The 20,655-nt window shown below is 48.8% G+C and carries 22 protein-coding genes, 1 other RNA gene and 1 pseudogene; 12 read left to right on the top strand and 12 right to left on the bottom strand.

What is annotated here, in order from left to right; genetic code table 11:
* Positions 1–28 precede the first annotated feature (28 nt).
* The 4 genes from C1N56_RS04730 to C1N56_RS04745 all read right to left on the bottom strand — a co-directional run bounded on the left by C1N56_RS04730 (position 29) and on the right by C1N56_RS04745 (position 2,256).
* Positions 29–685, bottom strand: coding sequence for an epoxyqueuosine reductase QueH (locus tag C1N56_RS04730; RefSeq protein WP_031279356.1), 657 nt, complete (start codon positions 683–685; stop codon positions 29–31).
* A 214-nt stretch (positions 686–899) separates the two neighbouring features.
* Complete coding sequence (locus C1N56_RS04735) at positions 900–1,085, bottom strand: YegP family protein (RefSeq protein WP_127834464.1); 186 nt, start codon at positions 1,083–1,085, stop codon at positions 900–902.
* A gap of 192 nt (positions 1,086–1,277) precedes the next feature.
* On the bottom strand, positions 1,278–1,757 hold the full coding sequence (locus tag C1N56_RS04740; protein WP_240656201.1) for a hypothetical protein: 480 nt from the start codon (positions 1,755–1,757) through the stop codon (positions 1,278–1,280).
* A gap of 145 nt (positions 1,758–1,902) precedes the next feature.
* Positions 1,903–2,256 carry a hypothetical protein gene (locus tag C1N56_RS04745; RefSeq protein ID WP_021506488.1) on the bottom strand — a complete coding sequence of 118 codons (354 nt, stop codon included), beginning with the start codon at positions 2,254–2,256 and terminating at the stop codon, positions 1,903–1,905.
* A gap of 448 nt (positions 2,257–2,704) precedes the next feature.
* Between C1N56_RS04745 and C1N56_RS04750 the strand changes: the two genes are divergently transcribed.
* Complete coding sequence (locus C1N56_RS04750) at positions 2,705–3,094, top strand: hypothetical protein (protein ID WP_127834463.1); 390 nt, start codon at positions 2,705–2,707, stop codon at positions 3,092–3,094.
* A gap of 105 nt (positions 3,095–3,199) precedes the next feature.
* Here C1N56_RS04750 and C1N56_RS04755 read toward each other — a convergent pair whose 3' ends face one another.
* Positions 3,200–4,114: an AraC family transcriptional regulator gene (locus C1N56_RS04755; RefSeq protein WP_394517452.1), complete on the bottom strand. Its 915-nt coding sequence runs from the start codon at positions 4,112–4,114 to the stop codon at positions 3,200–3,202.
* A 230-nt stretch (positions 4,115–4,344) separates the two neighbouring features.
* On the opposite strand from C1N56_RS04755, the gene C1N56_RS04760 reads away from it, so the two are divergent.
* From C1N56_RS04760 to C1N56_RS04795, 8 genes and pseudogenes are all read left to right on the top strand, one after another.
* Complete coding sequence (locus tag C1N56_RS04760) at positions 4,345–5,100, top strand: SDR family NAD(P)-dependent oxidoreductase (protein WP_394517177.1); 756 nt, start codon at positions 4,345–4,347, stop codon at positions 5,098–5,100.
* A 68-nt stretch (positions 5,101–5,168) separates the two neighbouring features.
* Positions 5,169–5,597 (top strand): tautomerase family protein, encoded by a 429-nt coding sequence (locus tag C1N56_RS04765; protein WP_394517178.1) that lies wholly within the window; start codon positions 5,169–5,171, stop codon positions 5,595–5,597.
* 264 nt (positions 5,598–5,861) lie between these two features.
* Positions 5,862–6,317, top strand: a pseudogene (locus C1N56_RS04770) (STM2901 family protein); the annotation flags it as partial.
* Positions 6,314–6,613: a DUF1493 family protein gene (locus C1N56_RS04775; RefSeq protein ID WP_394517179.1), complete on the top strand. Its 300-nt coding sequence runs from the start codon at positions 6,314–6,316 to the stop codon at positions 6,611–6,613. The pseudogene C1N56_RS04770 and the gene C1N56_RS04775, both read left to right, overlap by 4 nt.
* A gap of 606 nt (positions 6,614–7,219) precedes the next feature.
* Positions 7,220–7,945 carry a toll/interleukin-1 receptor domain-containing protein gene (locus tag C1N56_RS04780; RefSeq protein WP_394517180.1) on the top strand — a complete coding sequence of 242 codons (726 nt, stop codon included), beginning with the start codon at positions 7,220–7,222 and terminating at the stop codon, positions 7,943–7,945.
* Positions 7,946–7,977: 32 nt separating this feature from the next.
* Entirely contained in the window at positions 7,978–8,235 is a 258-nt protein-coding gene (locus C1N56_RS04785) for a hypothetical protein (RefSeq protein ID WP_394517181.1), read from the top strand.
* A 379-nt stretch (positions 8,236–8,614) separates the two neighbouring features.
* Positions 8,615–10,195, top strand: a complete 1,581-nt coding sequence (locus C1N56_RS04790; protein ID WP_394517182.1) for an AAA family ATPase — start codon at positions 8,615–8,617, stop codon at positions 10,193–10,195.
* Between the two features lie 2 nt (positions 10,196–10,197).
* A complete protein-coding gene (locus tag C1N56_RS04795; protein WP_394517183.1) occupies positions 10,198–11,298 on the top strand; it encodes a hypothetical protein in 1,101 nt (366 codons plus the stop codon).
* Between the two features lie 324 nt (positions 11,299–11,622).
* Here C1N56_RS04795 and C1N56_RS04800 read toward each other — a convergent pair whose 3' ends face one another.
* Complete coding sequence (locus C1N56_RS04800; RefSeq protein ID WP_394517184.1) at positions 11,623–13,455, bottom strand: primase-like DNA-binding domain-containing protein; 1,833 nt, start codon at positions 13,453–13,455, stop codon at positions 11,623–11,625.
* Here C1N56_RS04800 and C1N56_RS04805 point away from each other — a divergent pair.
* Positions 13,448–13,687: a hypothetical protein gene (locus C1N56_RS04805; RefSeq protein ID WP_394517185.1), complete on the top strand. Its 240-nt coding sequence runs from the start codon at positions 13,448–13,450 to the stop codon at positions 13,685–13,687. The two genes, C1N56_RS04800 and C1N56_RS04805, sit on opposite strands and share 8 nt — an antisense overlap.
* 837 nt (positions 13,688–14,524) lie before the next feature.
* Here the strand turns inward: C1N56_RS04805 and C1N56_RS04810 are convergent.
* The 3 genes from C1N56_RS04810 to smpB form a co-directional block, all read right to left on the bottom strand.
* The gene (locus tag C1N56_RS04810) at positions 14,525–15,562 is read right to left on the bottom strand and encodes a hypothetical protein (RefSeq protein WP_394517186.1); all 1,038 of its coding nucleotides are present in this window, start codon (positions 15,560–15,562) and stop codon (positions 14,525–14,527) included.
* Between the two features lie 109 nt (positions 15,563–15,671).
* Positions 15,672–16,036, bottom strand: a transfer-messenger RNA (tmRNA) gene (gene ssrA, locus C1N56_RS04815).
* Between the two features lie 43 nt (positions 16,037–16,079).
* Positions 16,080–16,562: an SsrA-binding protein SmpB gene (gene smpB, locus C1N56_RS04820; RefSeq protein ID WP_394517187.1), complete on the bottom strand. Its 483-nt coding sequence runs from the start codon at positions 16,560–16,562 to the stop codon at positions 16,080–16,082.
* 159 nt (positions 16,563–16,721) lie between these two features.
* Between smpB and C1N56_RS04825 the strand changes: the two genes are divergently transcribed.
* Entirely contained in the window at positions 16,722–17,156 is a 435-nt protein-coding gene (locus C1N56_RS04825) for a type II toxin-antitoxin system RatA family toxin (protein ID WP_021506507.1), read from the top strand.
* Positions 17,149–17,439, top strand: a complete 291-nt coding sequence (locus C1N56_RS04830; protein WP_021506508.1) for an RnfH family protein — start codon at positions 17,149–17,151, stop codon at positions 17,437–17,439. Before C1N56_RS04825 ends, C1N56_RS04830 begins: the two co-directional genes overlap by 8 nt.
* Before the next feature lie 51 nt (positions 17,440–17,490).
* On the opposite strand, the gene bamE is transcribed toward C1N56_RS04830, so the two are convergent.
* The 3 genes from bamE to nadK form a co-directional block, all read right to left on the bottom strand.
* Positions 17,491–17,838: an outer membrane protein assembly factor BamE gene (gene bamE, locus C1N56_RS04835; RefSeq protein ID WP_021506509.1), complete on the bottom strand. Its 348-nt coding sequence runs from the start codon at positions 17,836–17,838 to the stop codon at positions 17,491–17,493.
* Positions 17,839–18,022: 184 nt separating this feature from the next.
* Positions 18,023–19,684, bottom strand: coding sequence for a DNA repair protein RecN (gene recN / locus C1N56_RS04840; protein ID WP_394517188.1), 1,662 nt, complete (start codon positions 19,682–19,684; stop codon positions 18,023–18,025).
* An 85-nt stretch (positions 19,685–19,769) separates the two neighbouring features.
* Positions 19,770–20,648, bottom strand: a complete 879-nt coding sequence (gene nadK / locus C1N56_RS04845; protein WP_058758272.1) for an NAD(+) kinase — start codon at positions 20,646–20,648, stop codon at positions 19,770–19,772.
* Between the last annotated feature and the right edge of the window lie 7 nt (positions 20,649–20,655).

Consider the following 20,655-nt stretch of genomic DNA (forward strand, 5'->3'; position numbering starts at 1 on the left):
TGCTGGTTAGCGCCAGCAGGTTTTTTTCTTACTCATCCGGCGAATAGTACTGCACGCCGATTTCGATACGTTCGCGACCGCTTGCTACGCGGTGGCGGTTGGTATCGCGCAGCGAATAGATGCAGCCGCAATACTCCTGCTGGTAGAAACGCTCGCGCTTGCTGATCTCAATCATGCGCGACGAACCGCCACCTTTACGCCAGTTAAACTCCCAGTACAGCATATCCGGATAGCGCGCCGCCGCGCGTACGCCGCAGTCGTTGATTTGCTGCATATTCTTCCAGCGCGAAATGCCGAGTGAACTGGTGATCACCGGGAAGCCGTGTTCATGCGCGTACAGCGCGGTGCGCTCGAAGCGCATGTCGAAACACATGGTGCAGCGCACGCCGCGCTCCGGCTCCCACTCCATGCCACGCGCGCGCTCAAACCAGTTGTCTTTGTCGTAATCGGCATCAACAAAAGGCACGCCAAACTGCTCGGCAAAGCGGATGTTCTCCTCTTTGCGCAGCTCGTACTCTTTCAGCGGATGGATGTTCGGGTTGTAGAAGAAAATGGTGTAATCGATGCCGGAGGCCAGCATCGCCTCCATCACTTCTCCCGAGCAGGGAGCACAGCAGGAGTGCAGCAGCACTTTATTATGGCCATTCGGCAAGGGCAGCGGCTGGCGTTGAAATGTATCGGACATAAAGTTAATTAATGGTTAAGGGCGATGCGGCAAGTGTAGGGTCAAAGGCCGGCCGATGCAAAGCGCCGGTGGCGTTTGAGGGTGGGGGGCCTGTGGTACTGCGTGGTACCCGCTCGCCGGGAATGATTAGCGGCGCAATTGATCGCGTAATACATTGCGCCGCTTGCAGGGTCAATGACCCACTTTCGCGCATCACTGCGCAGGCTGCGCGAGGTCAGGTCTCGTCGTGAATGGTGGTTGACGCACCGTTCTGCTGCACCGAGCGGATGCCGTTTTCCGCCGCCTGTTTAGAGCTGTACATCTCGCTGGTGGCGATGGTTTCGCCGTTGCTGGCTTTAAGCACAAACCAGTATTTCTGCGACGATGCTGTATCACTTTTTCTCAGTACGTAATATCCCATGTGCTTTCTCCTTGTGCCGGCACCCGATGGCCGGTTCGCTTACTATTCGCGCAGCCTGCTTATTAATCAATCACTGATTAGGAATTTGCCCGAATCCAGGAGCGGGATCGCAGCGTTTTGTATTAATCCGGTTGCTGGCAGGCACAAAAAAGGCCGCATCGCGGCCTTTTGGGGATAATGAATTCGTGTTTATCACGCGGGTAAAGCCGTGATGTTCATGAATCGGGTAAATGCTTTACTGCGGGAGACCCCTTTCGGATCGCTGAAAAATGGCAGCTGGAATTTCGGTGATTCTTCCAGTGTCAGGCTCCAGATATAATCACCGATAAAACGAAACTGAAGTGAATGGTCACTGATGTGCAATTGCTCAAATGTGCCGGAGTTATACTCATTGCCAATAGTGACAATTTCCTGAATGCCCTGAGAGGAATCAATCAGCACAATCGTTAGTGATTCCTCGTAGAGCACGTCATCCGTGACAAACAGCACATAGCGGTTATCAGTAACTTTGACTGCTGCCTCAAGGATTTTTCCGGGGATGATTATGCCGGTAGAACTACCGCTGAGTAATACCTCTGATTCCGCCTGTTCGCGGTCCGTTGCGTGTTGCACCTCAACCAAAGAGACGTCATTAACTATTTGCATCAGCGCCAAATCCATCCCATTTGCCATGCCGCGAGAGCAGCTCCTGCGAATGAAATTTAACTAAGTTCGCTGCGGATTAATATGCTTATGATGTAAAAAACGCCTGATGCAGTGCACCAGGCGTTTTTTAATCAAATGAATGCAGAGCAGTCGCTGTCTACATCAGAAGAAATTACTCAGAGACTTTCTTCTTCAGATCGCTGGCACCTTCTTTGGTTTTGTTCCAGCCTTTCTGCGCGCCTTCTTTGGTGGCGTCCCAACCTTTTTCAGTACCTTCTTTGGTGCTGTTCCAGGCTTTCTGCGAGTTTTCGCTCGCTTTGCTGGTCAGGCTATCGCTTTTACCTTCGGCAGCATGTTTGGCTTTGAGCTGCTGCTCTTCACCCTGATGCTGCGCCTGATGCAGTTTCTCTTTCGCCGTATTGGCGCCCGCTTTGGCGTCAGCGACGGTTTCATCGGTTGCGTGTGTGGCGGCAAACGCCGTAGAAGTCAGAAGAATGGCGGATAACGCAATAATCGTCTTTTTCATAATATAGTCCCTCATTAAGCATCATAAGTGTTATGAGCGTAGTTAAGAGTGGCACAGAGCGCAACGCAGGGCATTAGGAATAAACTGTAAGTGAATCGTACCGTTTCTGTGGGCGTTTCTGGCATAAGTGCGCAGCCGTGTGCCGTAGGGACCAGCCATGCGCAATGCTGGCGCAGCGCAGAGGATAAAGAAACGATGTGTGCTAAATGCAATAGTCGGCTAGAGAAAAGGCGGGGCAGCAACGCAAGCCTAAAACGTCGTGCGATTTTTTGTGCAGGTACTGTAGTAAGCCGTAAAAGACAACTGGAATCTCGCCATAGCCGATCAGGCAGGTCTTTGATTGAGATTACAGAAGCCCTGAGCAGTGGGTTGATTGACTCAAAGCTTCAAATAATGCAGACAAGGTCATTATAATGTCTATCTGAGTCAGGCCAGGGAGGTAAGAATTATGGATGAAAAAACCAACAAGAAGTTGAGGAAGATTCAATCAAAAATCCGGGGCGATGATTTTAACAAGGCTGAGTTACTTAGTTTCAGAGCCGGTTATAAAGAGATAAATTCGGTTTATCCAATGAAAATCACCTCAGAATTTAACCTGCGTTCAGTCATCGCGATCTTATCCAATGATGTGTCTTCAGTTGTCGTCATTTATCTTTATATGCTGATCTTTTTAACGGCGGCTTTTTGTTTTGTCGGTGAAACAGAAGGGGCTGGATTGTTTTTTGGCGTGATAGGTATTGCTGCTGTAGTGCATTTCATTTACACGGCCAGGAAAAATAAGTTAGGACTCTTTACCCAAGTGAAGCTGGTTAATCTGTATATTAGAAGTTTTTTTTAAAAATCCTTCTTGTAACCCCCTCTTCGGAAACGACAGACTCGAACAACTTATTGCCTGTTTGAGACGTCGTTAACCGTGAACGTTGACAAAGTATTGTGCGAAAAATCAACTGCGCCACGCGGGCTCACCCGACAGGACTGAACGCTCAAGTGCGCGGGTTTCCCGAATATTCCGGGCTGGCGGTGAACCAAACAGCCGTGAATATTCACGGGTAAACTGCGTCACGCTCTCATATCCCACCCCATTAGCAGCAATACCGATCGCTGTCCCTTCCGTCAGCATCAGTCTCCGCGCTTCAAGCAGGCGCAGTTGTTTCTGGAATTGCAGCGGGGTGAGCGTGGTGACATGGCGGAAATGCGTATGAAACACCGAGAGGCTCATACCGGCGGCATCAGCGAGGGTTTTCATGCGCAGCGGTTGTGCATAATTGGCCCGAATGATCGCGACTGCCCGCGCAATCCGCCGGGCATGGCTGTCAGTGCTGCCGAGGGCGCGCAGCGCGCTGCCGTGCCGTCCTGACAATAGCCAGTAATGTAATTCCCGCACCAACTGGCTGCCCAGCACGGCGAGCGCGCGCGGTCTGCTGAGCATGTTCAGCAGGCGCAAAGCGGCTTCTGCCACATCTTCTTCGATCTGATCAATGCTTACGGGCAAATCCGTTGCCGCCTCCAGCCCGACCATGTTTGCCATCAGTTCACTAATCACCGCCGCATCCAGTTCCACGACCAGAGAATAATAAGGGGTGTCGGCACTGGCGCTGATAACCTGACTCACGGTTGGCACGTCCATGGTGATCAGCAGGCATTCCCCCGCGCCAAAATCAAAACGATCAGTGCCCATGGTCACGCGTTTACTGCCTTGCAGCACCATTGCGATCAACGGTTTAGTGATAGCGAATTGCAATGCGGTAGGCGCGGTCTCGCGCAGAATGAATACACCATCAACTGGCGTTGCAGCAACGCCTGCTCCGTTGTGGTGTTCATCAGCATAATGCCTTGCCGCCTGCAGCAAAGACGCCATCCTCCCGGCAGAGTGAAACTCATCGTCCCCTGCAGGGCGTTGCTCATACGAGTGCTCATGCTTTTTCATATTATCAGGCAATAAAATAAAAATTTATGGTGCAGTTATTCTAGTAAATACGGCGTCGAATAAAAATATAAAAATAATCAGGCAATAATTAAAAATTATTGGGCAACATTGTAAGCCTGCCGATTGTTAGAATCACTCTCCCATTATTGAGGAGATATTTCATGACAACCCTTTCTCTTGTAACTGGCGCCAGCCGGGGTCTTGGCCGTAATACCGCACTGAGCATTGCCCGCCATGGTGGTGATGTCATCGTGACTTATCGTACTGGTAAAGAGGCGGCGGATGCTGTGGTGAATGACATTCAGGCGCTTGGCCGTAAGGCAGTTGCGTTGCAACTGGACACCAGCAACGTATCGTCCTTCCCGGGTTTCGTCGCCGCCGTGCGCAATATCCTGAAAGGTGACTGGGGACGCGAAACGTTCGACCATCTGATCAACAACGCCGGGCATGGGGAAATGGCCGACTTTAGCGCAACCACGGAAGAGCAGTTCGACGCGTTATTTAACGTACACGTCAAAGGAGTGTTTTTTCTGACGCAGTCGCTGCTGCCGCTGCTGGTTGATGGCGGACGCATCGCCAACTTCTCTTCGGGGCTGACCCGCGTGTCGTTCCCGGGTTTCTCGGCCTACTCGGCTGCCAAGGGCGCCGTTGAAATACTCTCCGTGTATATGGCGAAAGAACTGGGCAGCCGCGGCATCACTGTGAATACCGTGGCCCCGGGAGCGATTGAGACCGACTTCCTGGGTGGCGCGGTGCGTGACATCCCCGATTACAACCAGGCGTTTGCTGGCATGACCGCACTGGGTCGCGTGGGCCTGCCAGATGACATCGGTCCGATGATTGCCAGCCTGCTGGGTCCGGACAACCGCTGGGTCACCGGTCAGCGCATTGAAGTCTCCGGTGGGCAGTCCATTTAGTTGCCCGATGATGGATTCCGCCCGGTGCGGAATCCATCTTGTTCCCCTGATGCAATGAGAGGTATTTGATGCCTAAAATGATCATTCATGCGCCAGCAGGCACCTTTGATGCCGCTGAGCGTCAACAGATTGCCAGAGATTTGACACAGTTAGGACTTGATTGCGAGGCGCTGCCAGACTCCCCGCTGGTTCGTAGTACGGTATGGACCTACTTTGCCGAATACTCTTCTGATGCCGTTTTTATGGGAGACAAACCCGCATGGTTGCCGGTTGTGTCCCTTCAGATATATGTCATCAAAGGTGGCCTGGATGAGGAAGCAAAGAAGAAGCTGATCGAGGGAGCAACTGCAATTCTGGATCGTCGTCCGTCAGGCTCTTCTGTCGCGCCTGTCTATGTGGTGATACAGGAAATCGAAGAAGCAAACTGGGGCATATTCGGTCAGCAGGCCGATCTGGCAGCGCTTCGCGCCAGCGATGAAAACGCTGCGGCGATTTGAAGGAAATAGTTTTGATAGGGGGGCGGGAAAACTATCAGGGAATGGTGTGAAGATTACAGTGTTGCGGCTATTGAGTATGTCTAATGTTACTTACGCATCCTGAAGGAAAGATGTACATCAATATCAGATGTGATTACCTGAGCTAAGCTGGCTGAGTTGACAATCGGCAGAGCATAAGAAGGTAAGGAATAGAATGAAACAGGAATGGTAATTGCCCGGCCCTGGGTTTAAGATTTGACTCGTATAAAGCGAAAGGAGAAGGTAATGGATACCACCGAACAGCTAAATGGAACGTACTTTTATGGTGGACTAACAAATCTCAGTGCGGGGGAATTATTCTTCTGGATTATGGTAGACGTAACCGCAGAACATTTCACTGGCGCGAAGGATGTTCTGGCAGCAGCAGCAATTTATAGCGGTCAGAACACTATCACCGTCAGAGGCAAGCTGGGTAATGCTACGCCCGGCACAAGTTATGCCTCAAAGTATTCAAGGAAACTGCTTAGGGATATTCGGCTCCCTTTCCGCTTACCTACCTGGATTCAAAATCCCGCAAATCCTTTTGAAGTTAAAAGAATAATGACATCAAAGCTTTCGACGTTTGTAGGGCGTGCTATTCCTGTGGTTGGCTGGGTGATCCTGGCGGGCGATGTGGCGCAAATAGGTTATCAGTCTATGGTACGTTACAATCACATTGTCACAGAGGAAGATAAGATATGGTACGGCAGGATATTGAGCAGGCAGTTTATTCACTTCTGGCCGAGTACAATGGTAGAAGCCTTTTTACCTTTCGACGTTATCCTTTAAAGCATTTTACTGATTTGAATAAAGATTTTCGTATGGATCCTCTTGATGCCTATGAGCTACTTGAAAGGTATTCTGAAAGGTTTGGCATTGAACCCAAATCAATTAATTTTCAGCGATACTTTCCAGATGATTTCAGCGAACCGCACAAGCCACTTACAGTTCAGCTCCTGATCGATTCTGCGGAAGCCGGGCGATGGCTGGATGATTGATGCATCTCTAGGCGCTTCGTTGATATGAGCCTTGGATTGAAAATGCAGAATTGCCAACTGACTTAGCGGTGGGTTGGGGATTCGATCGAAAAAAGCAGAGCAGAGCAGAGCAGAGCAGAGCAGAGCAGAGCAGAGCAGAGCAGAGCAGAGCAGAGCAGACCAGGCCAAGTTGAACTGATTGCAGTGAGTCGATGCGCAGCTTGCGAATCGCTTCCATATGTGAAGCGCTGGCGGAATCTGAACAGGCTGTGCAACTTTATGAAATTAAAAACTTTTAACTAATTCAACTTTGTATCGTGTACCTAAACGTGTACCAATTATTGGATCTCATACCCCGGAACGGCTGCGCTAGGATATCGAATGCTCACCGCAAAATCCAAAATAAAATGATTTTAGAGAAAAGTGTTCACACTGTTCACTTTTGATTTTTAGTTATTAAATTCATTTGGTTAGATAGTGAATGGTTTGAGGCTGGATGTATACTAGTGTGCACTTGGGGTGATCATCTTGACTGATCACATCAAAAACCGACTGAAGCTAGTATGTGTGATGTGAAGTCATCAGGCACTTCTGCTGTCAATGATCAGCTTTTCCCAGGAGCGGACATTGCTGGTTTTACTTCTGGTATTGATTCCTAAAGAAACCGAATTTAAATTAAAGAGAAGTAACCTTTTGGGAAGAGCAAAATCTATGAATGGTCTGCAAAAGATAGAATTTTTAGATAATATTAGCATAAAGCTACAATCAAGGATGACATTTTCGGATATCGATACGTACTTCCGGGGGCATGGAGTTCCGACGCAAGATAACTATCCACATAACAGTAAAAGATCTTACGCAAAAGACATGCTTGCTAAAGTTGATGATGCCATTATTTTCACAATAGCTGGTGAGTTGGGCATTATAGATATGCCAATTGATGTAAATTCAGTGAGAGAAGTGGAGGTTGGTTTCTGGAAACCCGGGAATTTTAGATTGTTCTTGAGTCATTTAGCATCCTTTAAAGTTCAAACATCCCATCTCCAAACTGCGTTAAGAAAATTTGCGATATCTAGTTTTGTAGCACATGAAGACATTGAACCAACAAAAGAATGGCAAAATGAGATTGAATCCGGCCTAAGAACTATGGATGCTTTAGCAGCTATATTGATGCCGGGTTTTCAAGAAAGTAAATGGTGTGATCAAGAAGTTGGAGTCGCGGTGGGGCGCGATATTCTAATAATTCCTATCCGTAAAGGGCTTGACCCATATGGATTCATAGGTAAATATCAAGGAATTCAGGCTCAGGGGAAAAAATTGGAGAAGTTGCTGAAGCTATATTTGAAACATTAGTAAAATCGCCTAAAACCAAAAATAAGATACTTATGGCGCTTTCTGGCGCTATCTCGAATGCAATCTCTGAAGAGGAAGCCATTGAAAAAATTAAAATATTCAAATCCCTAAATGGAGTTCCCCCAGATATTTTAGAAAACCTTAAACAACAAGTTTCCGAAAATAAACGTCTTATCGAGTCGAAGGAATTCTTAGCAAGTCTTAACGCGATGTTAAGTAAATTTAAAATTCAAAAGTTAGTTATAGGAAATAGTAATCAAGACGTTGAGTGGGATGATATACCATTCTAAAATTTGAAATTATTCAATTACATTTGTGGACATATTCTAAGATAACAAAAGCATAGCGACTAACGACATTTCGCTGTCCGTAATAGAGTCATAATGAAAGACTGCTTTGCTTTGGGCTGTTAAGTCCGCTCTTCGCTCAAAGCGGAATGCTGGGACTGGCTTAGGGCAGCTTTGCGCCAAAAGCTAAAGCAACGAACTGCAGTCTGCGTGAAAAAATGGGAGCAGGTTAGGCATACACTGCAAGGTTCTCAGAACTACCTTTCAGGAAATAGTCTTCAAGAGAAGAAGCAAAAAAGTTGTTGAATGTATATCAGTTAATATTATTATAATAAAACCGTTGTGAAAATTTAACTAAAATTTCTTGAGCTAAAGGACTCGCATGCTAACTTCGATCGGCGTTAAGAATCTAAAAAGCATAAAAAACAAAACATCCATTGACTTAAAACCTATCACAGTGCTGTTAGGAAGAAATAGTAGCGGTAAAAGTTCGATGATTCGTTTGTTTCCTCTGCTAAGACAGTCATTTCAAGAAGATACAACAGGACCAATTTTGTGGTATGGGAAGTATGCAGATTATGGTGACTATCATGAGGCTTTGACGAATGAAGTCGATGGCAATATTGAGCTAAGCTTCGGTTTGTCTCTAGATTTATATTATAGAAAGCAACGTCACTTGCCAGACTTTCCCATGCTAAATTTTGTCGTTGATTTGAAACTTGATTCAGTCGATAGAAAAACTATTATGCGGGAGGTAAGTTTTTCTGTTGGGGATATTAAAGTTTCCGTTTTACCCTCTGAGCAAGATAATGTTGTTCTGAAGTTAACATCTAAAAGTATCTCTTATGAAATCCCCCTGTCAATCTATAGTTCAGAAGATAAATTTTTTCCAACTGTATATTTTGAAGGCGTGGATAAGAAGCGTAAGGACATGAATGAACACTGGCCGTCTTACTATTTTTTAGAAAATAGCGGCAGGATGTATAGTAGATCAGTTGGATATAAGTCCGAAAAAGAATTAAATCAGCGTGTTTGTGAAAAAGCCGCAGATGTTATTAGAGGGTATTTTAGTGCAAGAGCAACCAAAAAAAACATAATCAAAGGCTTATTGGACATTAAGTCTTATGCTAAAGATAGATTATATTATACATTGCTAGATTCTTTTTCTGGGCACTCTGTTTTTATTAATAACCTTGAAAATAAACGCGAAGAAATATTGGATGCAATCCTTCCATTTATTTTGTTGAAAGGCTACAACGAAATAGCTGTTATGCTTAATAGTAATCTTGCAGAAAGCTTTCTATCTGTTAAATATCTTTACCCAATCAGAGCAACCACCGAACGTTACTATCGTTTTCAGGATCTGCAAGTTGAGGAAATGGACCACACCGGTTCGAATGTAGCAATGATACTCAATTCATTTGGTGAATCTGAGTTACGATTATTCCAGAAATGGACTCATGAAAATTTGGGCTTTATCGTTTATGTTCAAGAAGTGGGCTCTCATTATGCTATCAAGATCAAAACAGATAATGATGACAAAGAACATAATATCAGTGATATGGGATTCGGTTTTTCGCAGGTTTTACCAATTGTAATGTCTATCTGGTTGGAGACAAAGGATAATAGCTCATCCAAAGGTAAAGCATCTATTTTTGTAATTGAGCAACCTGAGTTACATCTTCATCCAGCATATCAGACACAATTGGCATATCTATTTGCAAATACTATTAAGTTAGCGTCTAAAACTAACAATAATATACAGATTATTTTCGAGACACATAGCCAAGCAATGATAGACGCTTTTGGTGACTATATTGAAAGTGGGGAGATTAGTAAGGATGATGTGAATATTGTTTTCTTTGAGAAAAATGGATCTGAAGGAACCACAGTTAAAACAGCGGAATTTGATGAAGAGGGTTACTTCATCAATTGGCCAATTGGCTTTTTCTCAGGTAAATGATCATGTTATTAAAATTAATAAATTTCCAAGATGATTTAGAAGATAACGAGCATCTAGAAATAGCTCTTACCAATCTCTTTAATTCACATTTAGAGAAAAAACATATAATTTTGGCAAATAAAGAGTTGTTTCAGGCCGTTGTATCTTCGGGTGTATTTTCCAGAAGGGTCAGGAACCTGGCTGAATATTTATTAACTAATTACCGAGAGTTGCGTACAATTTCGGAAAAACTTAGTACTTATATAGAGATCGATCTGAATTTACAGCAGACTGACTTGAACAAACAGGAAGGTGGGCCTCGTAGATTAGGCTATGGTTTTTTTATAGATAGTGAATCGGTACAGAGAGCCAATTTTTTATGTGAAGATTTAATGGACTGTAATTTCTATAAATTTATAGGTGATTTTTACAAAAATGAAGTTGATGCTAATGGCCTAGTGATAAATTTAGAATTCAGAAATGGTGGTGGTTCTGGCACTAAAAGAAATTATGATGAACTGATTCGTAATAATAAAATGTGCTTATGCATTTTAGATAGTGATAAAAAACATCCATATGGAGCAAAAGGAGATACAAGTTTAGCATTCAATGGTGTTGCTGATAAAAAATTCTCACATCATTTCGTTTTAGAAATGCATGAGGCTGAATCGCTCATCCCTATGGAATTAATAAATAAGGCACTGGAAAGTGGTAAAATTAACAGAGCTCATGTGGCTGTCTATGATTCATTTTTAAGAGTATTTGATGTTGATGTAACTGCAAAAAAATATTTGGATCATAAAAAGGGATTGGAGGTAAATGCAGCAGCGGAGATTGATGAGAAACTAAGGATTGAATACTGGAAAAATATAATCCCAAGAGTTAATGGAATCCCCAAGAATAGATGCGTAACTCGGTTAGAGTGTGAATGTCGAGAGCCTTGTAAAGTTGTAGAAGGATTTGGCGATAGGCTATTATCTCATATTATTGAAGAATTAGAAGAAACTTCCCCACGTAAATTGCGTAGTTTCATCAAAGATGACCTATATGATGATTGGTTTACCATAGGCAAGGAAATTTTTAGCTGGGGTTGCGCTTTAAATAAGCAAGCAAGAACATCTTAGTTAAAAAATTGAAAATTTCGATGCCAATATGGTTTTTCGCTCTGTTGGCATTTATCGGTTAAATTCCTAGGTGACTTTTTAGTTTCTCTCACTCTAAAAATGGTTTTTTAAAGATTTTGTTTCATATGACTGACCGTCCCCTGAAAACAGAGCTAGGCTAAGATCTGCTCCCCATCGCTTGACAAACGGCGATTTTTGAAAGACATCCCCCGGTAGTCAGAACGATTCTGTACTTCCGGTTACGCTCTTAGCGGACGTCTGCTGACTTTTTAATTGCGCTAAATAAAGAAAACCGGCCTGAGCCGGTTTATAAGTAGTGGATTATCACGCACTGCATGCTGGTAACCAATCTGCCTCACTGTCCTCATTTAGCGTGAGATTAGTTTGTATGCCATTGTTCGTTCGGCGCTTGAGCAGCACGCGCTCGTACTCTTTCAGCGTCTGCGGCACTGCCTGGCCGAAAGCAGTCAGGCTGAGCGGATGCTGATGGCCGCGCGATTCCATAAATGACAGATAAGCATGATAGAGATAGCGCTTCGGGTTTATCGGGCGAATGTTGGCGTTGCCGATAAATAGTCCATTCGGCGTGCTCAACGGCATCAGGTAGCCGCAGAAATCGACCAGCGGATCGGCCTGTCGCTTTATCTCCAGCGCTTCCCCGGATGATTGCTGCGCCTGCAAGAGCTCGCGCGCTTCGTCAGGTGAAGCAAAGCGCTGCATGAGGTGACGAACGATGACTGCCAGCTCGGTGCTGATTTTGTCCAGTAGCTGCGGGTCACGCTCTTTTGCCGGTATCACTTCCGGGAACGTCAGGATTACCCGGCGACGTGACACGCCGCCGCTGCGATCGCTGAAACGCATCGGATTGTTGTTCACCGCCAGAATTACCGCCGGAATGTGCGTTGAATAGGCGTCACGGTATTTCGGGTCGATTGCCACGGCATCGCCGCCGGTAATCGCCTTGATGCCCGCGCCGTCGCCGCTCCATTTCTCCTGGTCTGGCAGGATAATCAGAGAGAAACCCACCACGCTGGCGCGCTCGCGGGAAGATTCCAGCGTGTCGATGGTGGCGGACGTGGTGTTGTCTTTTCCGGCCAGCAGAGTGGCTATTGCGGCCATCACGCTCTTGCCGCTGCCGCCGGGGCCGGTGACCTCAAGGAACATCTGCCAGTCATAGCGGTTTGCCAGCACCATAAATAACGCCGCGAGAATGCGCTCCTGCTTGTCGTGACTGTGTCCGGCGGCCCGCGTTAACCAGCGCCAGAAAGCAGGGGCGTGGTCTGCGAGATTTTCACCCGGACGCGGGGCGGTGTAGTCCACGCTGTTCACCGTGCGCAGCCAGTGCTCGCGGCGGTGCGGGCTGAACGTGCCGGTGGCGGTATCAAACACGCCGTTACGGAAGCCAATCAGGCGGCGGGACGGTTTCCCCATCTGCGGCACCATCAGCTTGAGCGTGTCCAGCACGCTGCCGATACCGGCGGCGGAAAACGGTGCGCGCACCTTCTGAAACAGCGCGGCGATTTCCCGGCGCAGCGTCTTCGCCTCCATCACCTGCCATGCGCCGTTTTCATAGCGGCAGATTTCCTCTCCGACCGGCGGCACGGCCAGCGCCTCCGCGTAGTGGGCGACCAGCAGCTCGGCTTTTTGGCTGGCGCTCATGGCTTTCAGGTCAGCCTCGCTGACGGATTCAAACGGGCTGAGTGGCTGCGGCTGGGTGAAGGTGGTGAGCTGCGCCTGCGTGGCGATATCACCCTGCACCTGCCATACGTCGTTCCAGTCACGCGCAACCGGCGGCAGGGCGGCTTTACCGCTACAGGCTTTCGCCGCTTCCTCTGCCTTTAACTGGCCGGTGCCGTTGTCGTCACGGTCGGCGGCAATCATCATCAGCGCACCGGGGTATGACTCACGCAGCCGCTTTGCCAGAGCGGGCAGGTTGTTGGCACTCAGCGCCACGTATACCGCCTGCCCGGTCAGCCGGTGCACGGTCAGGCCGGTGGCGTACCCTTCGGTGAGCCACAGCGTTTTGCCGTCCGGCTCGCCTGCCAGCCAGTACGTGCCTTTCACCTGGCCGCCGGGCAGGGTGCGCTTGTCGCCTGCGGCGCTGATGAGCTGCACGTTAACCGCCGTGCCGTCTTCGCCGGTCAGCGGGATGAGCATAGCCGGAACGCGTCAGGAGATTATCGCGCCGGTGGTGTGGATTGGGTCAGCACAAATCAACGTAGCCCAGCTGATGCTCGATACCGTGGCGCTTGTTGAGCAGCTTGCAAATCAGCTGGCCAGCCATACGCACCCGGACACCGGACAGCCGACCAACAGCGCCGCCATTGCCCAGAGCGGGCAGCAGGCCGCCGCGCTTAATACCAAATATTCCCCTGTCATCGGCCAGTAAGCCGCCATCCCGAACCCGCTACCGCAGCGGGTTTTTTATTGCCCTTCACCAGACCGCACAGAACGCACGCAGCGCCACGCTCAGGCGCAGCCATTGCACGGGCCATACCGCAAAGAGATCGTAAGCACAGCGTGGCGCTGGCTGCGCCACAGCCCCCGGCAAAATAAATGCTTCGCAGACAAAATCGGCGCTACACCGCACCCGCCTGCGGGTTTTGCATCAGGAAAATTTTTCAGTTTTATTTTTCTACAAACCGACGCGCCGGGCCGCATTGCTGCTGGCTTCCTGCCGGATTTTACTAACTGAAATCGTTGAAAATATTTTCAGTAATTTTCAGTTTTAAGGATCTAAATAGGATCTAACGAATTCGTTAAGTGATTGTATTTGATGAGTTTTAATAACTTTGTGTGATGTTGGCGGATCTGCGCGGGATCGTTTGTGCGAGCGACTCGTAGACAACGAGCGCAGGCGGGGCAAGGGTTGCGGCTAAATCCGTGAGTATGAACTAACTGAAAAATCAACTAATTCAATGGCTGTTATTATAGACAGAGCCTAAGCTATAAAAGAGTGTGGCAAGATGGCGGGTGGATTAGCTAAGCGGCCCAGTTTATGCGTTTGTGAGTGCAGGTGAAAATTAATTATTAAGCAATGTGATATATTCGGTCGATAGGCAAGTTCTTTGGCATGGCGTGTGATTTTGGAATGAGCTTAACCGGCAAGTTATGCAAGCAACACAGAATGAAATCCATTTGCATAAAATTAACTCTCAAAAATAAATCATAGTGGACGGCTTTTTCAGATATTTATGATCTGAAGTCAGTTTCGTGTCGATAAAAACTAATCGTCTTTAAACATCCTATAGTTACAATAGCCACAATATCCGCCGTTATCTTGGTCGTCTTGATTGAGCGTAGCATCGCACCCATTGCATTCAGTATAATCCAACGACGACGCACACCATCTACATGCTTGTTCGCCTATTACAAAAGTATCATGCCCACAGTTCCAGCAATTCTCATAAGTGGGTTCACCGCCATCAGGTGGCCAATAGAAGAACTCGTTTTCAAAAGCAGAGAATAATAACGGGGCAATTAAATCTACATCTCCGCAAGCTGCACATATATAATTAAATTTCTGCTCATCATCTGAAACGGTTAAGCCGGATTCAATGTCATCTATTCGAGCAGTCAAAAGTTTTGAGCCGCATTCAGAGCAGTTACATTCTAGCAAATACTCTTTCATACCATCGGGGATATCAGCATAATCCCAAGATAATCTACTGGCGTTAAGCTGTTCAGTGAAAAATTTATTATGCTCTAACATTATTTCCCATGCCGGGCCTAAAACGGATTTTGGGAATTTATCGAGCTCATTAATTATAAAGTCACCTAAGACAGGGAATAAGTCTGCAACAAATTCTGCAACTTCGCCAAGTGTGTTATTAGGATGTAGATGCTCCAAATGGTTTCTACATTCTTGAATTTTTCTTACGGCTTCCCAATTAACATCAATTTTAAAGCTTTTAAAACGCTCTTCAATTTTAGGAACATCAATTGTAGTTTTCTGAAATTTACCGTCAGGCAGCCAAATAACTCCGCCTTTACCATCTGGCTGAGGAAGTACATCGCGGGGAGGATTGTGAATGAGTTCATATGCTAACTCCTCAGAATCAACGCATGTTGCTATCTTATATTTAAACAGCAATAACAATCCTGCGTATAGATTGCGGACCGATGATAATGCGCGATTGGGATTACCGCCTGCCTCTGCCGAAGCCTGCGATAATTTGAAGTCTTCAATGCCAAGTTGGATTGACACGATTGCGTTTTCGTAAAGCTTTTCCGCATCTAATTTTTTGGCCGCAACTTTGCTCATGGTTTACCCATCCCAACCGTATACGATTTGCAGAGACTTTTACTGTCGTCATTTTGCCGCCACAGAAAAAGAAAAAGGGTCACGCGTGAACGTAACCCTTTGATTTGTTTGGTGGAGCTGGCGGGAGTTGAACCCGCGTCCGAAATTCCTACATCCTCGGTACTACATGCTTAGTCTGGTCTTTACATTCGCTTGCCAGCTGCGGACAGACACGCCACTAACAAACTAGCCTGATTAGTTTTAACGCTTCAACCCCAGGCAGGGCATCCACGCGATCTCTTTTAGGTTTGACCTCTCTTGATCCCCGTCCTAAGAGCGGAGGCTAGGGAGAGAGGGCTCTAAGCAGGTTATTAAGCTGCTAAAGCGTAGTTTTCGTCGTTTGCGACTATTTTTTTGCGGTTTTTTAGCGAGGCCTACCGCACCTCGGCATGCACCTTGGGTTTCGCGAATCCCGTCGAATCCAGAATCAGCCCCAAGACTTCCTACTCTAGCAAAAAATTATAAAAGATTCCAGTGGTTAACGACTGGCATTCTTCATAATTCGTGCTTTGTCCATCTTCCACTCGCGATCTTTAATGTCCGCGCGCTTGTCATGTTCTTTCTTACCGCGTGCCACACCGATCTTCAGTTTGGCCCAGGCGTTTTTCCAGTACAGCGACAGCGCAACCACGGTGTAACCTTCGCGGTTAACACGGCCGTACAGGGAGTCCAGTTCACGCTGGTTCAACAGCAGCTTGCGGTTGCGGGTGGGATCGCACACCACGTGGCTTGATGCCACCGCCAGCGGCTGAAAAGTGGAACCGAACAGATAGGCTTCGCCATCGCGCAGCAAAATATAGCTGTCGCTGATGTTGGCTTTACCGGCGCGCAGTGATTTGACTTCCCATCCTTGCAACGCCATGCCGGCCTCGAACTCTTCTTCAATGAAGTATTCATGGCGAGCGCGTTTGTTGAGGGCAATAGTGGCTGAACCGGTTTTGTGAGCTTTTTTCTTTGTCATAGTGCGGCGTAGTCTACATCACTCAGTCTGTGGGCGCATCCCCTGTCCTGCGGGGCGGTAAAAAACACACTATTTTAGCACAGCTGGCAAAGGCGTGAATTTTTGTTTAGTAGCTTAAAATGGTATAATTCAACGGTTTTGTGACCAACAGGAACCATTATGGCCCAGATTAGCCGTTCAGCGCTGGTCCCGTATAGCGCTGAGCAGATGTACCGGCTCGTGAATGATGTGGATGCTTATCCTGAATTTCTTCCGGGCTGTACCGGCAGCCGCGTGCTGGATAACAGCGGTAACCAGATGACCGCCGCGGTGGATGTTTCTAAAGCCGGCATCAGTAAAACCTTTACCACGCGTAACACCCTGACCGATAACCAGAGCATTCATATGCAACTGGTCGATGGGCCGTTCCGCAAGCTGACCGGCGGCTGGAAATTTATCTCGCTCGGCGACGATGCCTGCAAGGTTGAGCTCAGCCTCGACTTTGAATTCACTAACATGCTGGTCGAGATGGCGTTTGGACGCATCTTCAAAGAGCTGGCCAACAGCATGGTGCAGGCGTTTACCCAGCGCGCCAAAGAGGTTTACCGTGGCTGACATCAGCGTTGAAGTGGTGTACGCGCTACCGGATAAACAGTATCTGCGTGAGGTAAGCCTGGAAGAGGGCGCCACGGTTGAGCAGGCGATTCAGGCATCCGGGCTGCTGACGCTGCGCAAAGATATCGACCTGAGCAGCAACAAAGTCGGCATTTTCAGCCGTCCGGTCAAGCTGAGCGATACGCTGCAGGATGGCGATCGGGTAGAGATTTATCGCCCGCTGATTGCCGATCCAAAAGAGATGCGCCGGCAGCGGGCAGAGCGCGCGGCAACGAAAAAGTAAGTTTACAGGCATTAAAAAAGGCGCTCAGGCGCCTTTTTTGTTGCGGCTCACTCAGTCTTCAGTGCCGGTGAGGCGCGGTTTGTTATCGATGTTCGTCAGCGTACCGTTGCTGTCGAAGGTCAGCGTCAGCGTCTGCTGCTTCACGCTCTCATGACCTGGCTCCTGACGGAACACGTAATACCAGACGTTACTGCCAAACGGGTCGTGCATCATCGGCGTACCGAGCGTGTAGGCAACCTGCTGCTGCGTCATGCCGGTGTGAATCTTCGAAACGTCGTTGGCGACCAGGTAATTCCCCTGATTGATATCCGGACGATACACAACGCGCTCAAGGGTGGAACATCCGGCGGTCATCATCAACATTACCACTGCCGCGGCAGTCAGCGTTTTACAGCGCATCTATACATTCCTTTTCTGGGGCCAAACGCCTTTCATCAGGCAGTTTTGTTGCCATCGAATTCTGAACTCTGCATACGGCAGGCTTTATTATGGCGATATGACTGCCGATGATAATAAACCTTTGAGCTATTGGAAACCTCTACAGAGCAAGCATATGACCACCAGGCCGCAAAAAAGTGCGGTGTCAGGCTGCTAAAAGTTCTTTTGCGTTCGCCAGCGTGTTGCGTGTAACTTCGCTGCCGCCAAGCAGGCGTGCCAGTTCCTGCAGACGCGCGCGCTTATCCAGCGGCTGCATGTGGGTTTCAGTCATCGCACCGTCGGTTTCTTTGCTGACGAAGAAGTGCTGATGACCACAGCCCGCGACCTGCGGCAGGTGAGTTACGCACATTACCTGAGTCGATTCGCCCAACTGGCGCAGCATCTGGCCAACGACAGCGGCCGTCGGACCACTGATACCGACGTCAACCTCATCGAAAATCATCGCCGGAGTTTCCATTTTCTGTGCGGTGATCACCTGAATCGCCAGCGCAATACGTGACAGCTCACCTCCTGAGGCCACTTTACCCAGCGGCTGCAGCGGCTGGCCCGGGTTGGTGGTGACACGGAAATCAATACGGCTGGCACCTTCGGCCGTCAGCTGATCGGCATTGAATTCCAGCATGATGGCAAACTCACCGTGTGGCATGGCGAGGGTGCGCATGCTTTGCGTAATCAGCTGGCTCAGCTCCTGCGCCGAGGCAACGCGCTGCTGATGCAGGGCTTCGGCACAGGCCAGCGCAGCCTGATGATGAGCCACGACATTGCTCTGCAGGCTTTCCTGATCGCTCTCCTGCTGCGACAGCTGTTCCGCTTCATCCAGCAGTTGCTGATACAGCACCGGCAGCGCTTCCGGTGAAACATGGTGCTTGCGCGCCAGCGCTATCTGCCGCGACAGACGCTGCTCCAGCTCGTACAGGCGATTAGGATCGAGGTCGAGCCGTTCACAGTAGTGGCGCAGCTCATCGCTGGCTTCACTCAGCTGAATCGCGGCTTCTTCCAGCAGGTTAAATACGCCGCTGACTTTATCGTCCAGCGAGACCAGCTCACTCAGCATATTACGCGCGCTGTAGAGCAGGCTTTGCAGGTTGGTGTCATCACTGTCGGCAAGAATTTGCAGCGCCTGCTGGCTGGTGGACAGCAGCTGACCGCTGTTCGCCAGGCGCTTGTACTCTTCATCAATCTGCTCAAACTCGCCTGGCTGCGGCGCAAACTCGTTGAGTTCTTTCAGCTGATACTGCAGCAGTTCGCGGCGGGCTTCACGCTCCTGCGACAGCTGCTGATGCTGTGCCAGCGCGCGGCAGCTGTGGTGCCAGCGCTGATAGTGCTGACGCATCTCCGCCAGCCGATCGTCGTGCGCGGCGTAGGCATCCAGCAGGTGTTTCTGATGATCGGTTTTAAGCAGCAGCTGATGCGCATGCTGACCGTGGATTTGAATCAGTAACTGACCGAGTTCGCGCAGTTGCGACAGCGGTACGGACGTGCCGTTGATAAAGCCACGTGAGCGGCCATCGGCACTGATCACGCGGCGCAACAGACATTCGTTGCCGTCGTCGAGCTGGTTCTCCACCAGCCAGCGCTGGGCAGAGGGTGACGCTTTCAGCTGGAAGCGTGCGCAGATATCCGCGCGGCTGGCCCCCTGACGCACCATGTCTGCTTCAGCACGGCCGCCAAGGCACAGGCCCAGCGCATCAATCGCGATGGATTTCCCTGCGCCGGTTTCGCCGGTGATCGCTGTCATGCCACGATGAAAGTCGATCTCCAGTTCACGAACGATTGCAAAATTACTGATGGTCAGTTGTGCCAGCATACAATCACCTGTATGTAAAAACAGATATGGTTTTTCATACAGTATAAACTGGTTTTTTATCCAGTAAAGTAGCCGGCAGGCCTTTTCAGAATAATTTTTTTGACCATCCGAGTTTTGAGCTTAAAGTATTAAAATAATTATAATTTTTGGGATGAATTAAATTGAGGTGATTGGCGCTGCGGCGAATCAGCACATCTTCCCCTTCCTGAATCGGCAGGGCGATCTGGCTGTCGCAGCTGATCTCCAGGTCGCTGCGCAGCGAGGAAAAACGCAGGCGAATGGTGCTGCTACTGTTGATCACCAGCGGACGCGCCGACAGCGTGTGCGGGAACATCGGCACCAGCGCAATCGCATCGAGCGACGGCGTTAAAATCGGCCCGCCCGCCGAAAGCGAATAAGCGGTTGAACCGGTTGGCGTGGAGATAATCAGCCCGTCCGAGCGCTGGGAAAAGGCGAACACTTCGTCGATATAGACTTCAAATTCAATCATGTGCGCCACTTTGCCCGGATGCAGCACCACTTCATTGATGGCGCTGCCGATGCGCGGCGAACACTCTTCTTTGCATACCTGCGCTTCCAGCAAAAAGCGGCTTTCCACGAAATAATCGCCCTGCAGCACGTCATCCAGCTGCTGCTGCGCGTTATCCGGATCGAGATCTGTCAGGAAGCCGAGGTTGCCGCGGTTGATGCCAATCACTTTGATGTCGTAACGAGCCAGCACGCGCGCGGCGCCCAGCATGTTGCCATCGCCGCCGACCACCACCGCCAGATCGGCATACTGGCCGATATCCGCCAGGCTGCCGGTACGCACATCCTGCAGGTTCAGCTCGCGGGCGATTTGCTGTTCAACGATCACGTCATAGCCTTTGTCAGTCAGCCAGCGCCAGAGCATTTCATGGGTGGTTAACGCAGTGGGGTGGCGCGGATGGCCGACGATCCCAATGCAGTTAAAGTGTTTGTTCATTTAGCGG

This window comes from Pantoea sp. SGAir0175, from assembly GCF_043547855.1.

Coding starts and splice junctions, on each gene's coding strand:
- C1N56_RS04785 (WP_394517181.1), top strand. CDS start 7,978: ATGGCGCTTTCTGGCGCTATCTCGAATGCAATCTCTGAAGAGGAAGCC.
- C1N56_RS04730 (WP_031279356.1), bottom strand. CDS start 685: ATGTCCGATACATTTCAACGCCAGCCGCTGCCCTTGCCGAATGGCCAT.
- recN (WP_394517188.1), bottom strand. CDS start 19,684: ATGCTGGCACAACTGACCATCAGTAATTTTGCAATCGTTCGTGAACTG.
- C1N56_RS04740 (WP_240656201.1), bottom strand. CDS start 1,757: ATGGCAAATGGGATGGATTTGGCGCTGATGCAAATAGTTAATGACGTC.
- C1N56_RS04775 (WP_394517179.1), top strand. CDS start 6,314: ATGGTACGGCAGGATATTGAGCAGGCAGTTTATTCACTTCTGGCCGAG.
- C1N56_RS04760 (WP_394517177.1), top strand. CDS start 4,345: ATGACAACCCTTTCTCTTGTAACTGGCGCCAGCCGGGGTCTTGGCCGT.
- C1N56_RS04800 (WP_394517184.1), bottom strand. CDS start 13,455: ATGCTCATCCCGCTGACCGGCGAAGACGGCACGGCGGTTAACGTGCAG.
- smpB (WP_394517187.1), bottom strand. CDS start 16,562: ATGACAAAGAAAAAAGCTCACAAAACCGGTTCAGCCACTATTGCCCTC.
- C1N56_RS04805 (WP_394517185.1), top strand. CDS start 13,448: ATGAGCATAGCCGGAACGCGTCAGGAGATTATCGCGCCGGTGGTGTGG.
- C1N56_RS04790 (WP_394517182.1), top strand. CDS start 8,615: ATGCTAACTTCGATCGGCGTTAAGAATCTAAAAAGCATAAAAAACAAA.
- nadK (WP_058758272.1), bottom strand. CDS start 20,648: ATGAACAAACACTTTAACTGCATTGGGATCGTCGGCCATCCGCGCCAC.
- C1N56_RS04765 (WP_394517178.1), top strand. CDS start 5,169: ATGCCTAAAATGATCATTCATGCGCCAGCAGGCACCTTTGATGCCGCT.
- C1N56_RS04745 (WP_021506488.1), bottom strand. CDS start 2,256: ATGAAAAAGACGATTATTGCGTTATCCGCCATTCTTCTGACTTCTACG.
- C1N56_RS04755 (WP_394517452.1), bottom strand. CDS start 4,114: ATGGCGTCTTTGCTGCAGGCGGCAAGGCATTATGCTGATGAACACCAC.
- bamE (WP_021506509.1), bottom strand. CDS start 17,838: ATGCGCTGTAAAACGCTGACTGCCGCGGCAGTGGTAATGTTGATGATG.
- C1N56_RS04750 (WP_127834463.1), top strand. CDS start 2,705: ATGGATGAAAAAACCAACAAGAAGTTGAGGAAGATTCAATCAAAAATC.
- C1N56_RS04795 (WP_394517183.1), top strand. CDS start 10,198: ATGTTATTAAAATTAATAAATTTCCAAGATGATTTAGAAGATAACGAG.
- C1N56_RS04825 (WP_021506507.1), top strand. CDS start 16,722: ATGGCCCAGATTAGCCGTTCAGCGCTGGTCCCGTATAGCGCTGAGCAG.
- C1N56_RS04735 (WP_127834464.1), bottom strand. CDS start 1,085: ATGGGATATTACGTACTGAGAAAAAGTGATACAGCATCGTCGCAGAAA.
- C1N56_RS04810 (WP_394517186.1), bottom strand. CDS start 15,562: ATGAGCAAAGTTGCGGCCAAAAAATTAGATGCGGAAAAGCTTTACGAA.